The following is a 13153-nucleotide window of genomic DNA, read 5'->3' on the forward strand; positions in this document are numbered from 1 at the left end:
CGCGCCCCGACGTCGACCGGGAACTCCACATCACGGCCGGCCAGGTACACGTCCAGCTCCAGCTCAGAGAGGATCCAGCAGGTCGTGACCGCGACCGAGAAGTTGACGAACCAGCGCTCAGCGCCCAAGCCCAGTCTGGACGATCAGCGAATGGCCGGGGGTCCCGTTCTGCCACCGCCCATACTCCGTCGGATGTGCGCGCCGCCCGCGACGTTGGACGCGAAGCCGTGCGGCCTTCGCAGGGGCGGCGCACGTCATCCAGTGGCTCGACACCACTGCAACGTCTAAGGACGTCGCCGTCGCAGGCGCCGCTCGCGGGCCGCCAAGTGGTCGTCGCTGGTCAAGGTCGCCAGCGTAGATGAGTCGACGGAATTCGAGCGGCAGCTACCCCGCTCCGGCGCAGGCCAACCAAACGGGGCAGTGCCGCCCTTGATGAACATGCGAGACTCCGGAGGCGCAACGGATTCGGGGAGGGGCGGCGGGGTGGCTGATGACACGTCGACGCCGGCCCACCTGTCGAAGGTGCTCGACGGCCTTGCCGAGAACCCGGCGTTACCGGCCGGCATGGTCCGCCGGTTGATGCGCTACCGGCGCGGTTCTGGTCACGTCGCCACGCGTCCCGACCTGACCCTGGACCTGATCGAGGAGATCCTCGCCTCGGGTCATCACCGGCTGCTGCACTCGCTCGCACTCAACCCTCGGTTGCCGAACGCCGTCCGGATGCGATTGGCCGCGCACACCGATCCCGCCGTCCGGGCTGCCCTGGCCGCTCGCGCCCGTGACGCACCCCGCGACTTGTACGAGCGACTCATCGACGATCCGGACACACGGGTGCGGGAGTACCTCGCCGAGCACGACGACGTACCCGCCGATCTGCTAGCCCGGCTCGCCGACGACCCGGACCCGAAGGTCCGGGCCACGCTCGCACGGTGGTGGACGCAGGCACCCGAGGCGGTCCGGCGGGTCCTACTCACCGACCCCGTCGACGAGGTTCGCGCGGCCGCCTGCTCGACCTACTACGCGCGGTCACCGCATCCGGCGCCGCCCCCCGACCTCGTGACGGGACTGCTCGCCGACCCGGTAACCCGCGCCGGAGCCGTACGCCACGCCCTCCTGACACCGGAACTGGCCGTACGGCTCGGCGGTGACCCCGACTACCAGGTTCGCCGCCAGCTCGCCGAGCACCCGCAGCTCCCCCCACCACTGCGGGACCTGCTCACCGACGATCCCAGCGCGAACGTACGCGTCGGTGTCTTCAGCCGCCGGGACACGCCCGAGCCGTTACGCCACCGGATCTATGACGACATCCAGCAGAGCGCGCGCCCGCTGACCGACCTGCTCGACGACGAACTCGATGACAATGCCCTCCTACAGCAGGTCGAAGACCACATGGCCATCACCGAGCTGCGGTACCTACGGCTCGACTGGGTCACCGCAGACCCACTGCCGTACCTGTCCTCGCCGTACATCTGCTTCCGTCGCTCCGCGGCGCGGAGCCGGGCGCTGCCGCCCGACGCGGTCATCCGGCTGCTCAACGACGACGACAGTGGCGTACGTACGACCATGGCCACGCACGCCCCGCACCTGGTTGATCCAGCCACGGCCGAGCGCATCGACCGTCAGTTCCAGCCGGACAAGAAGACGAACTGGCGACCGGCCGACGAGTTCACCTTCCCGCCGCAGACCCTGCGCCGGTTGGCGACAGACCCGGATCCACGGATGCGATGCCTGGCACCCCGAGATCTGGACCTGCCCGTCGAGCTGGCCGCACGTCTGGCCGCCGACCCCGACAGCGAGGTTCGCCACGCAATTGCCGGGCATCCGAACATACCGGTCCACGTACGGCGCGCCCTGCTCACGGATCCGAACGAGTGGGTAGCGCGCGCAACCGCCACTGCTCCGACTCTGCCGCTGTCCGAAATGGATCGGCTTCTCACCCTCGCAGGCGTCTGACCGCACAACTCGGCATCGGGTGCTGACCGACGTGCTGCGGCTGTCGCGATCGCCGGACCTGGCGGTAGCCCGGCTCGCTGACGAACTGGGACTGACGGTGTGAGCACGCTACGGACCTGACCTGGTCGTTCAGAACGTCCGATCGTACGCGGAGAGATCCTTGAAACGGCTGGTGTTCAGCCAGTCCGTCCCCATCATGTTCACGAGGCAGCCGGCGGCGCTGAGCCGCTGGGCGATCTTCTGCAGGCTGGCCGGGGTGCCATCGAAGTGGATGGTGTTTATACCGGCCAGGTCGGAGATCGGGCGCAGTTTGCCGATCTCGACGATCACCGTACGGTTGCGTTGTAGGGCCAGGGCCATGCCGGCCTCCAGGAGGACGTTGGGACGAACCTGGCCGGTCAGTTCGCTCTCGTGCACGAGATCGCCGTTGTTGCGCAGGCTCTCGTGCAGGATGGCGCCGTCGTCCGGGGTCATCAGGACGACGGCGGCCTGGTTGGTCTGGAAGGCCCGCTGCAGGACCTCGCCCATGTAGGGGGAGGGTTCGCCGGTCTGCCGCACGATCTCCTCCCAGTCGAGCGGGTGCAGGTCGATGGCTTGCAGGAAGGTCCAGAGAGCCTGGCGGGCCTGTTCATCACGGCCGTGGATCACGAAAACGTCGCGCGGGTTGGGCATAGGCATGAGGTCTCCTGTGGGTTCGGAGCGTCGAGCGGGTGGGAGTTCGGTCAGCGCACGGGCTCGGTCGTCAGCTATGGCCAACGTGGTCAGTTCGTTTCTGAGGCTGCGACGGAGCCAGCCGGTCAGAGCCAGGTCGTCGGCGAGCGGACCGGCAGCGCCGGTGGCGTCGGGGCCCAAGATCTCGCGTATGGCGACTTCCGCGTTCTTCATGCTGTGCCGCATCTCGCGCAGGGCTGCCCGCCAGTAGGCGAGGTCGGCGCGGATCTTCGTCAGGTCATCAGGGCCGGCGGCGTCCAATCGCTGCTGGACTCGGCGCAGTTCGCGGGCTTCCTGCCATACCCTGAGCTGGTGGCGGACAGTGGCAGCATGTCGGAGATGGTGGCCGAACGGTGGCAGGACCGGCAGCCCGTTCGACCACGTCCAGTCGCTGAGTTGGTCGTCGTGGTCGGGTCGGGCGAGAATCAGAAACCAGCGCTCCGCGCGGTCGTCGGACCCGTGTAGGCGGGGCTCCCACATGGCCAGGCCGGCTGCGGTCAACACCCCGTCATGCCACCAACCGTGGGGGCCGGTGATCGGTAGGTCGTCGGCGACCTCCTCAGCCAGGCGCGGCTCGGCCGAGCCGGAGACCTCGGCCTTTCCCAGGAACAGATATGCCGCCCCGAGCAGTAGCCCCGACCATGGCCCCGTGATCGAACGCCACAACCGGTCGAGTTCACCCCATCCGGGCGCGCCGTCGAACAAGGTGCCAGGGGACAGTACCGCCGACAGGTTGACGGTTGCGGGAAACCGGCGCAGCACCGCCTGGTACAGCATGTCCGGGTGCTGACATGCGGCCACGATCATCTCGCCCCCACCGAGATCCCTGGGTAGATCGCTGAGCATCACCGGAAGGGTGGTGGGTAGCCCCGACCGCTTGAGCGGAGCGGTCATGCCGAGTACCTCTTGGCACCGCGTCCAAATCTTCCTCAGTTCGCCGTAGGCAGCGTCAGCGTGCGGCCCGTCCCCCCGGGCGAAGAGGTGAATTACCAGTTCTTTGTCAGCGGCCGCCGGACTCACCGCTTGGCTTTCCCTGACCGGACTGCTTCGGGCTCTCGAGTGTGTCCTTGAGCCGGGTCACCTTCTCGCGGATCTTCGGCGGTTGTCTGCCGGTGGCGCCGCTGTCGGCGCTCTTAACCTTGGTGGGGCCGCTCCACTCCAGGTCTGCCACGGCATCCCGGAATTCGTGGGTTGCCCCGGCCGCGAGGGAGGCTGCCACCCGTTCGAGCAGCGTGTCGATGTCGGCCCAGCCTCCGGGATCGAGCCGCCAGACATCCATGTCGTCGAGCACGTTGCGGAGGTCGTCGAGCAGGTCGACCGGGAGGGAGTGATCGGGCATGAACCGATCGTAGTCACGGCCGCTGCCCGGGGATCGGGGCGCCGGCAAGGCGCTCAACCCCCGTCGGGTGCGGCGCGGCTCTCCAGCGGTCGAACCCGTCACCCACGATGGAGAGGCCGGCCCAGGTGTGCGGGGGTACCTGCCGGTGGCCGGAGCGACGCAGGTAGTCGATTTGCACCTGGCGCAGCGCATCGACCGGGGAACGGGCGCGCGCCAGCTCCGCGTAGAAGGCGCCGAGCAGGGTGGCGGTCCGGGACGTAGCGATGTCGACCGTGCCGGCGAGGACCCAGCGGGCCCCGGCGAGCAGTGCCGCAGTCGGAAGGCCGAGCGGCTCGGCTGCCGCGCGCTGGTCGAGCCGCCCCGCCCAGCAGGCGGGCATCAGGACCGCTTCCGGCAGGCGGCACCCGAGCAGGTCGGCGGCGGTCAGGGCGTCACCGTCGCCGAGCTCCAGGGCCTGGCCAAGGCCGCTGACGGCCGTGCCGTGCACGCTGAGCAGGACCGCCGCGTGATCTGCCGCATCGGACAGGGAGGACCGCACCTGGTCGCGGGTGAGCACCGTAGCCGTCGGAAACGCGAGCTCCAGGGCGGCCTTTTCCCGGCGGGTGCCGGGCACCGACTCGTCCAGGTACGCCAGCAGGTCCGTCCCCCGGCGGGCCGGGCGCGACCGTAGGGCCGTCCAGAGGGTGATCGCGGGTACGACCGCGATGCGCGCCAGCTCCGCCAGGTGTTGCGTGCCAACCCGGATCGCGGCTACCGGCACCGGCCCCAGCAGCCCGCCGGTGGAGATCACCAAGGCCGGTTCCTCACCCCTCTTCAAAGCTGCGGCCAGGCCCGGGGGAATGATCGCCGCGCCCAGTGCGGCCAGGGCGTCGTCCTGGAACTCGGCTGCGAATCCCGGCTCCGCAGCGTGGTAGCGGTCCAGCCAGCGGCGTACGTCTGGCGGTAGCAGCACCTCGTCGACCCTGGTCGTGCCGTCGGGGGCCAGCCAGATCCGGTTGCAGATGGTGGTCTCGTCCTCCAGCACGTCGACCAGCAGCGCGTGCCCACCTTCCGGCAGTGAGGCCCGCGTCGCGGCGAGGTCGACCGGTTCCGGTACGACGCTGCGTCGCAGTTCGGTGGTGGTGAGCCGGTCGAGTTGGCGGTGCAGCTCGGGCAGGCGGGCGGCCTCGTCGGGTGTTCGTCGGGCCAGGGTGATCGCCGCGACGAGCTCGTGCAGCGCCGGGGAGAACCTGGCTCCGGCTCGGATGAACGCTGCCACGGCCTCCGCGCGGGCCGCGGTAGCCACGGTGAACGCGGTGGGCCCGTCCTCGTCACGGGCGGCGCAGTGCATGGCCAGTATGTAGGCCTGCCGGTTGTCGCGGTAGAACGTTTCGCGGTCGGCTGGATCACGCAGTCGTCGCCCCGCTTCCTCACTGAGATGGAACGCCCTGACCGCGTGCTCCTTCGCCTCGGTGACCTGGTCGTCGAGGATCAGGTCGTGGGCCAGCTGGTAGTGCGCCAGGGATGCCGCGCTGGGATCACCTCCCACCTCCAGCAGGAGCAGTGCCTGGCGGAACATCTCGATCGCAGTGGGTCGGTCGCCTCGCGCCCGCTCGACCATCCCCCATTCGAGGGCGGCCTCGGAGAGATGCCGTGCGTCCGGGGCGTCACCGAACGGCAGCGCCGCGAGCCGGGCCGCTGCCTGGTCGAAATCTCCCACGAGTCGGTCGAGGCGCGCCAGGCCCAGCTCACTGAGGAGGCGATTACCAGGTTCGCCGGCACCGAGGCGCAGCGCCTGGTGGAACCGGCGACGGACGTAGGTTTCGGCAGTGGGATCCTCCGGTGCAGCGAGGAGCCGCATCTGACCAAGCCTGCGGGCCACGTGGGCGGCACCGAGGCGGCGACCCGCCCGCAGGTAGATCGTGAAAGCCCTGCCGTACGCCTGTCTCGCTCCCACCGTGTCACCGAGCTGACCGAGCACGGCGCCGAGTTCGCGTTCGATGTTGGCCGACCCGATCCGTCGGCCCAGTGCGGCATAACGGTCGCTCGCCTCGGCCAGCAGACTCCGCGCCCGGTCGAAGTCGTAGGCAAGCCGTGCGGAGACCGCTGCCATATGGGCCCAGTCCGCGCGCAACTGCTCGGTCCGTGGATGGGGTGGGCAGCAGGGCAGTAGCTCTGCCAGTGCGTGGAGATGCTCGCGTGCCTCGGTGAATCGGTGTCGCAGGTGTGCCACCGACGCCCGCTGCGCGAGGACCTGTCCGACCCTCAGGTGGTCCTCTCGCGAGGCGGCCAGCGCACCGGCCTTGGCAAGCAGGCCGTCGGCGTCGTCCAAGCGACCCTGGTAGCGGGCGAGGATCCCACTTTCCAGCAGCGCCTCACTGTGCAGGTCAGCCAGTTCGGGCACGTCGGCAAGCTTGATCACCTCGGCGTACGCGACGGCCGCCTCCCGGTAGCGCTGCTCGGCGCTGAGCACCCACCCCCAGTCGAGCAGCACCCGGGCACGGATCGCCGGGGGCAGATCCGGCCGAGCTGCCAACGGCTCAAGCAGGCGCCGGGCGGCCGGCAGATCATGACTGTCCACGGAGGCCGACGCCGTCTGCAGGATCCCGCCGATCTCCTCGGTCACCACGCCATAGTGGACCGTCCTGGCAATCCTTGACAGGGTCCGGGACGATCGGGCCGTGCGGTGGCTATCGACCATGCGGGGATTGCGGCGAGTCGCGGCCCACGCGTTCGCCGGGTTCGCCTCTGCGGCACTGCTGCTCCAGACCTATCAGGCGATCTGGAACCGATCCGTCTATCCCCGGCGGGAGCTCATGGTCGCCTTCGTCGTGGTCGTCGCCGCGGCGGCGTATGGCGTCGCGCGGGCGTGGCCGCCCAGCCCGGTGCGGCGGCGTCTGACCCACCCGGACTGCTCCATCAAGCTCACTGCAGGAGATCTGTTCGACCAGATCGAGTCGCACCTCGTGGTCGGTTTCACCGACACGTTCGACACGGACACCAGAGACGACCGCATCATCAACCGCGGCAGCGTACAGGGCCAGTTCCTGACCCGGATCTACGACGACGACCGGGCTCGGCTCGACATGGATCTGGAAGCAGCCCTGGCGGGGGTTGCTCCGGCGGGCGTCCTGACACGTCAGGAGAAGCCGCTTGGCAAGAGGACGCGCTATCCGGTGGGCACGGTTGCCACCCTCGGCACCCCGCAGCGGCTCTTCTTCTGCGTGGGATACAGCGCCATGTCGCCCGATCTGGTCGCGCAGTCCGGCCCCGACGAGTTGTGGCACAGCCTCGGCCAACTGTGGGCCGAGGCGCATCGCCGGGGGCAGCGTGGCGGGATCGCGATGGCGGTGGTCGGGGCTGGGCTGGCCCGGGTCGACGCGGTGCAACGGCCAACCCTGATCAAGCTGATCCTGTTGTCGTTCGTCGCTGCGTCGCGGCAGCGTGTGATCAGCCGTGAACTCTCGATCGTCGTTCCTCCCGGAGAGTTCGCCGAGTTGGATCGGCTGGAGTTGCAGGAGTTCCTCGATTCCCTCTGAACAGCCTGCCGGGTGCCGGTAGCGCCCCGACCTGCCAGGAGCGCCATCAGGGGCGGCGGGTGTACGCGTCGAGCCCGGTGAACCTCGTGGTGTCCAGCCAGTCCGTGCCGGTGTCGTTGATCTTGCAGCCGGCGTTCTTCAACCGCTGGGCGATCTTCTGCAACTTCTCGACCGAGCCGTCGAACCGTATGACGTTGCGGCCCCCGATGTCGGAGAACGGGCGTAGCTGCCCGATCTCGATGATGATCGTCCGTTGCGGGTGCAGGGCCAGCGCCATGCCTGCCTCGAAGAGTACGTTCGGGCGAGGCTGCCCGGTCGGTCTCGTCTCGTAGTCGGGTTCGTTCGCACCGTGCAGGTTGGGGTGCAGGCTCGCCACGTCGTCCGGGGTGAGCAGGACGATCGCTGCCTGAATGTCCTCGAAAGCGCGGGCGAGCACGTCGCCAAGGAACGGCGCGGCACTGCCCGTCTTGTGCACGTTCTCTTCCCATTCGACCGGCCGCAGGTCGAGAGCCCGTAGGAATCCGTAGAGGGCCTTGCGGGCCTCTTCGTCGCGATCCTGGATGACGAAGACCGTTCGGGTGTCGGGCATTGACGTCTCCGGTATGTCGTGGCCCGCCGGGTCGGGCGGGCGTAGGGCCAACTCGAACAGGTCGGGGATCGGGCGTTGGCTGCCTTCGCGAGCCTGGCGATGGAGCGCAGATTGGTAATGTTCACGGACTTTCTGTGGCATACGGGGTTCCAGGTCCCGCAGCCAGAGGGGGGTCGGGCGGACGTGGTCGATGCACGCGCGCACCGCGATGGCGGCCAAGTCCACGTCGTGCTCAAGTAGTTGCGTCACGAAGCGCTCCTGCTCGCCGAGGGGCATCCCCGCGATGGCGTCGGCGATGGCGCCGTACCACGAACTGGCAAGTTCCTCACGCCATCGGGTCGGGTTGGGAGCCAGTTGGTTGAGCCGCTGGGCGGTGTCAAGCACCAGTTGACTCGAAGTGGGGCCGCCGACCCGCTTCAGTAGATGCCCGAGTTCGGCGAAGCAGGCAGTGAACGCCAGCCGGTCGGACTTGTCATCCAGTTGGTACCCGGCATCCCAGACGAGCGCGAAGACCCGACGGGCGAAGGACTGCCTGCGCGGCCCGCTGGGGGGTAGCGCGACCAGCCGCGCGTTCGCGGCCAGCAGGGCCCGCCGGGCGAAAACCTCTTGGGTGCGCACCTGCTCGGTGCCAAGGTCACGTGACCCGCCGGGGCTCGTCGTGGGCCTGCTGCGAAGGGCTGCACCCCGCTCGATCACCGTCCGGAGTGGGTCGAGGAGCGGCCCAGGGTCCACACCAGCCCAGTCCGCCGATCGTATCGACGCCAGGAGCAACTCCAGGGTCGAGATGACCAGGTACGCGCTCGGTCCCCGCTCCAGGACGTCGACCAGCAGGGCAGGCCCGGGAGCACGGTCCACGCCGCGTTCGAGCAACAGCCGCCACAGCACGAAACCCTGCCGCCGCTGGTCACGGTTGCCGGCCTCGACGAGTAGGGCACGCAGACGGCGAAGCTCGCCGTGATGGTCGGCGAGCAGTTGGGTGGTCACTGTCGTGGTTCGCCGCAGCACCGCGCACACATCGGTGACGTCACCGCTGCGTCCCGCCTCCGAGATCAGGTACCCGAAGGCGGCGTCGGATCCAGCCCGGGCGGCGTACTGCAGGCGGGCCAGCACGGATGTTCGCAGCACCTGGCGTTGCAGCCCGTCGACTCCGACGGTGGTGACCCGCCGCAGTGCTCGAATGGCGTCCGGTCGCCCGGCGAGGGCGGCGTGTACCAGCAGCGGCAGGAGGGCGTCACGCCGGTACCAGTTCTCCTCCGGCACCTCATCAGGGAGCGCGACAAGCAGTTGTTCGCCTTCGACATTCGCCCCGTGCAGGGCGTTGACGAAGAGCGTAGGCGCTGGTCGGCTACGGTCCGCACGGCGGTCAGCAGGCAATCGGGTCAACTCTTGCCGACATCGTCGGCGTGCGTGCTCGGCCAGCGACGAAGGCGGCCTGTGTTCGTCAGCCAAAGCCTGACCCAGCACCGTACAGACGCCCTCCTGGCGGGTCGGGTCCCGTTCGGCCAGCAGCGCGCCGAGAAAGGCGCCGGCCTCACGAGAGTCCAGCGCGCCGGCTGCCTCGGCACAGGCGCGGAGCTCGGCTCGGCGACCAGCCTTGCTCCAGAGCGACGGGACCCCTCGGCGTGGGCCGAGTGCGGAGCAGGTGTGTGCCAACAAGCCCACCCCGCTCTGCTCGGTGAGCTGACCGGCGCGCAGGACCGAATACGCAAGCTCCAGTCGTTCGGCGTTGGTCTCGTTCTGCACCGTCCACACCATCTCGGCCAATGCCGTCGCGACCTCCGTCGGAAGGGGACTGGTAGTGGCGAGCCGCCCCATCAGGTCGAGTATCTCCGCCATGCCCTCTACATTCCGGGTTGAGGCTAAGGCGGTGAGGCAGCGCGTGAGCTCGGTCGCGCACCAGCGAGGTGCGTACTGCGACAGCGGCTCTAACAACTGTAGGTGCACGTTGTCCCGACGGCGCCATTCGTCCGGCGGCTGGTCGGCAAGCCAGTCCAGACAGCCGTGATCCATCAGGAATCTCCGCACCGCCTCGGGCTGCTGGGCAGAGAACCGGGCCAGCGCCGCGACCACGTCGAAGGCGAGCGCCTGGTCGATCCGAGCGTCGCCCTGCGGACGCGCGCGGTGCCAGAGCAGCGCCAGCTCGGCCTCGACCCGCTCGAATCCGATGTGGTGAACCGACGGCAACAGTCGCAGGTAGTCACGGACCGCGTCCACCGGGGCGCGACGCAGGGCAGCCTCTGCCCCCGCACGGAGAATGCGACTCGGTGCCGGCATCCGAGCATACGTACGCAGCGTCAGAGTGAGCAGATTGGCGTCGTCGGTGCGGAGCCAGCCCCGCAGGAGATGCTCGACGAGCGCCGTCGAGACTCGCGCATCACGGCCGGCCAGGAGCAGTACCTGCGCGGCGACCTCGCCGTAGAACAGGTCGAGCGGGTCTGCGGCGACCTGGGCGGCCAGCGCCGTGAGCAGCGCCGTTCCTCTGCTGGCGACGCCACGCGCGGCGGCGTGCTCGAAGAACGTCTGGTGGAAGAAGCGCACCCGCTGGCTGTTCGCCGGCATGAGGAGCACGCCGCGGGCGTGCAGTGCTTGAACGGCGGCGTTGGCTGCGGTGCCCGAAACCTGGCTGAGCTGGCGTGCGCGCTCGACCAGTCGAGTCGTCTCCGACTCAACCACCCCCGCAGTCAGCAGGGCCAGGGCGACGGCCTCTGCTTCCAGACTCAGATCGTGCTGGTCCCGGTGTGCAGGCGGGCCCCGGTGATCCTCCTCAATCCGGCGCCACCAGTACCGTTCGTACAGGGTAATTGTATCGATGTCATTAGGTGGCACCTCGTCCGGTGCGTACAACTCGAACATGAGCCTCAGCGCCAGCGGAATCCGGCACACCTCGCGCAGGGGTAGGCCACGTAGGGACGCGTCACTGACCGAAGCGACCACCTCCGGCACGCGTTCTTCGTCGTAGAATGCTCGGGCGTAGGCCTCAATCGCGGCGGGCTGCTCGGTCCGGTCGAAGGGCCCGAGTCGGATGCCCGCTATCGAATTCTCCGGACCGCGTCCATCCTCCTTGTCGTCGTAGTCGACCTCAAGCTGGCGAGCCTCGACAGGTCGGCTTGTTACTAATGCCGGTATTCTGTGTCGTGCAGCCAATCCGAGCAGCGCGTTTACCCGACCCCGGGTGTCCTGATGCTGCAGTAGCAGATCCAGGGTGTCGACAAGCAGCACGACCGGGAGCTGCGCGCGTACCGCGTCGCGTATGGCGTCGTCGAGGGTCTCTGTTGTCAGACCCGCGCCGGTGTCACCCTCGGCGAGAAGCGCGGTTGCCGGAATCAGCAGGGGAAGCCGGCCGATCTCGGTGAGCCGCCGGTGTATTTGGCTCAGCAGAGCGGTTTTGCCGTAACCGGCCTCGCCCACCAACGCCGTGATCGAGGGTGTGGTCAGCCGTTCGAGGAGTCTTCCCTCGACCACCCGTGTTACGTAGGCGCCGCCGCTGAGCCGAACCGACGTGGCCCCATCGCGTGCCACGATAACGTCGTTTTCGGCGACGGCCAGGGCGCTGATGTCCTGTACATGGCGCAGCGCCGGTGAGATTGCCCGCTGGTCTCGCTCCGGCATTGCCATGACCGGATGGTATCCAGCCGACGAACCATGACGGCACGCCGTCCAGGGGAACCTGAAGGGCCGGTTTATGGATGAATGCCGGCCGGGTCGGCGGGGCCGGCCGGCCTCGACGTCGTAGAGGTGGTGGCGCCGTTGTCAGTTTGATCGTCGACAAGGCATGGCACGGATTCCAGGCCGCAGTGTTTGCGGGCGCACCGCTGCTCGACCTCATCTCAAACGACGAAGCCCTGCGCGCACTCCGGATCCTCGCTGTGTTCATCGATCTTGGTCTGGTTGGTGAGGATCTTGATAGCGTCTTCTCCGCGTGGTTTCAGAGCGTGTTGTCGTACTGCCGGATGTTGTGCTGGTGCAGGGATGCCCCGTCAAGCGGACAACTGCGCAAGGCAACGCTCCCCGCGCACGACTGCGCCCTCATCCAAGCAACGCGCCACTCCCCTCGGAAGAATCGGCAGACGCCCGGGGCAGCATCAGGATGACCTGACCGATTGAAATATCAGGTAGAGCCGAGGTCATCCCTTCGGCACGATGCCCGGATGATGTTGCTGGTCCCCGCGAACCCCCTACGGCCACGCCGGCCCGACGACCACTTCGCGCCCGAAGCCCACGCGGCCCGTGCCGTCGGGATCGACGTCGCGGCGATCGACCACGACGCGCTGACCCGCGACGACCCGCACCGCGCGATCGCGGCCGTGCCCGCCGACGGCGCCGCGGTCTAGCGCGGGTGGATGCTCTGCAGCGACCAGTACGCGGCCTTCGACGACGCCATCGCCGCTCGTGGCGTAACCCTCCGCACCAGCGGCGATGATTACCGCCGCGACGTTCATCTCCGACCTCACCGACCCGACCACCGCCTGCCTGCTTTAGCGCGGCCAGCAGGTGCACCTCGGCCCCGGTCGGACCCCTGCCGCGCAGTGTCCTGCCGTCGACCGCGGTCACTCGTCTGCCGACCCCGGTCAGACCCGCCCGGCTGAGCAGCCAGCGGCACACCGCAGCATCGAGGGCGTCCGGGGCAGTACCCGGGACAGGGTGCTGTCGTCCGGCACCCGCCGGACACCGGTGAACGCGTCGCGGGTTGCACCGAGACGCTCCCACGTCGCGTCCGGCAGGTCGGCGGCCCATTTGACGGTCTCCACCACGCGGCTCGATCCCGAAACCACCGCCGCGATCGCGATCGCGAGCAGTCCCGGCAGCGGATGGATCCGGCCGCCGGCGTCCCGTGGCTCCGGAACCCGGGCGAGGGCCTGCAACAACCCCTGGCGTGTCCTGTTTCGGAAGCGGCGAGATGCGCCGCTGCACCGATCGCGACTCCTGCGTGACAAGACGCCTTTGATAAACAGCGTAAGTCCCGGCTACCTGGACGGCATTGATCGAGGTCTTGACTCTATGCGCCGCCCTGCTCATGATTTACTGCGGCGGTTCAACAGTGAG

The 13153-nt window shown here is 68.7% G+C and carries 8 protein-coding genes; 3 read left to right on the forward strand and 5 right to left on the reverse strand.

Features of this window, described 5'->3' with window-relative positions; all coding sequences use genetic code 11:
* The first annotated feature begins 483 nt into the window (after positions 1–483).
* Positions 484–1953 carry a hypothetical protein gene (locus IW248_RS12900; RefSeq protein ID WP_196927192.1) on the forward strand — a complete coding sequence of 490 codons (1470 nt, stop codon included), beginning with the start codon at positions 484–486 and terminating at the stop codon, positions 1951–1953.
* A 129-nt stretch (positions 1954–2082) separates the two neighbouring features.
* On the opposite strand, the gene IW248_RS12905 is transcribed toward IW248_RS12900, so the two are convergent.
* From IW248_RS12905 to IW248_RS33715, 3 genes are read right to left on the reverse strand one after another with little or no spacing between them, the layout of a single operon-like run.
* On the reverse strand, positions 2083–3684 hold the full coding sequence (locus tag IW248_RS12905; protein ID WP_307787923.1) for a CATRA conflict system CASPASE/TPR repeat-associated protein: 1602 nt from the start codon (positions 3682–3684) through the stop codon (positions 2083–2085).
* A complete protein-coding gene (locus IW248_RS12910; protein WP_196927194.1) occupies positions 3665–4003 on the reverse strand; it encodes a CATRA system-associated protein in 339 nt (112 codons plus the stop codon). Before IW248_RS12910 ends, IW248_RS12905 begins: the two co-directional genes overlap by 20 nt.
* Positions 4004–4016: 13 nt before the next feature.
* On the reverse strand, positions 4017–6608 hold the full coding sequence (locus IW248_RS33715; RefSeq protein ID WP_196927195.1) for a CHAT domain-containing protein: 2592 nt from the start codon (positions 6606–6608) through the stop codon (positions 4017–4019).
* Positions 6609–6813: 205 nt separating this feature from the next.
* Between IW248_RS33715 and IW248_RS12920 the strand changes: the two genes are divergently transcribed.
* On the forward strand, positions 6814–7521 hold the full coding sequence (locus IW248_RS12920; RefSeq protein WP_196927196.1) for a macro domain-containing protein: 708 nt from the start codon (positions 6814–6816) through the stop codon (positions 7519–7521).
* Between the two features lie 46 nt (positions 7522–7567).
* On the opposite strand, the gene IW248_RS12925 is transcribed toward IW248_RS12920, so the two are convergent.
* Entirely contained in the window at positions 7568–11725 is a 4158-nt protein-coding gene (locus IW248_RS12925) for a nucleotide-binding protein (RefSeq protein ID WP_196927197.1), read from the reverse strand.
* Positions 11726–12258: 533 nt separating this feature from the next.
* Here IW248_RS12925 and IW248_RS12930 point away from each other — a divergent pair.
* On the forward strand, positions 12259–12441 hold the full coding sequence (locus IW248_RS12930; RefSeq protein ID WP_196927198.1) for a hypothetical protein: 183 nt from the start codon (positions 12259–12261) through the stop codon (positions 12439–12441).
* 237 nt (positions 12442–12678) lie between these two features.
* Here IW248_RS12930 and IW248_RS12935 read toward each other — a convergent pair whose 3' ends face one another.
* Positions 12679–12975: a transposase family protein gene (locus IW248_RS12935; RefSeq protein WP_196927199.1), complete on the reverse strand. Its 297-nt coding sequence runs from the start codon at positions 12973–12975 to the stop codon at positions 12679–12681.
* Positions 12976–13153: the final 178 nt, after the last annotated feature.

Source organism: Micromonospora ureilytica, from assembly GCF_015751765.1.
In the GTDB taxonomy this organism is placed as follows: domain Bacteria; phylum Actinomycetota; class Actinomycetes; order Mycobacteriales; family Micromonosporaceae; genus Micromonospora; species Micromonospora ureilytica.

Bases quoted from the DNA above. Each gene is read 5' to 3' on its own strand.
- IW248_RS12910 (WP_196927194.1), bottom strand. From the start codon at position 4,003: ATGCCCGATCACTCCCTCCCGGTCGACCTGCTCGACGACCTCCGCAAC.
- IW248_RS12925 (WP_196927197.1), bottom strand. From the start codon at position 11,725: ATGGCAATGCCGGAGCGAGACCAGCGGGCAATCTCACCGGCGCTGCGC.
- IW248_RS12930 (WP_196927198.1), top strand. From the start codon at position 12,259: ATGATGTTGCTGGTCCCCGCGAACCCCCTACGGCCACGCCGGCCCGAC.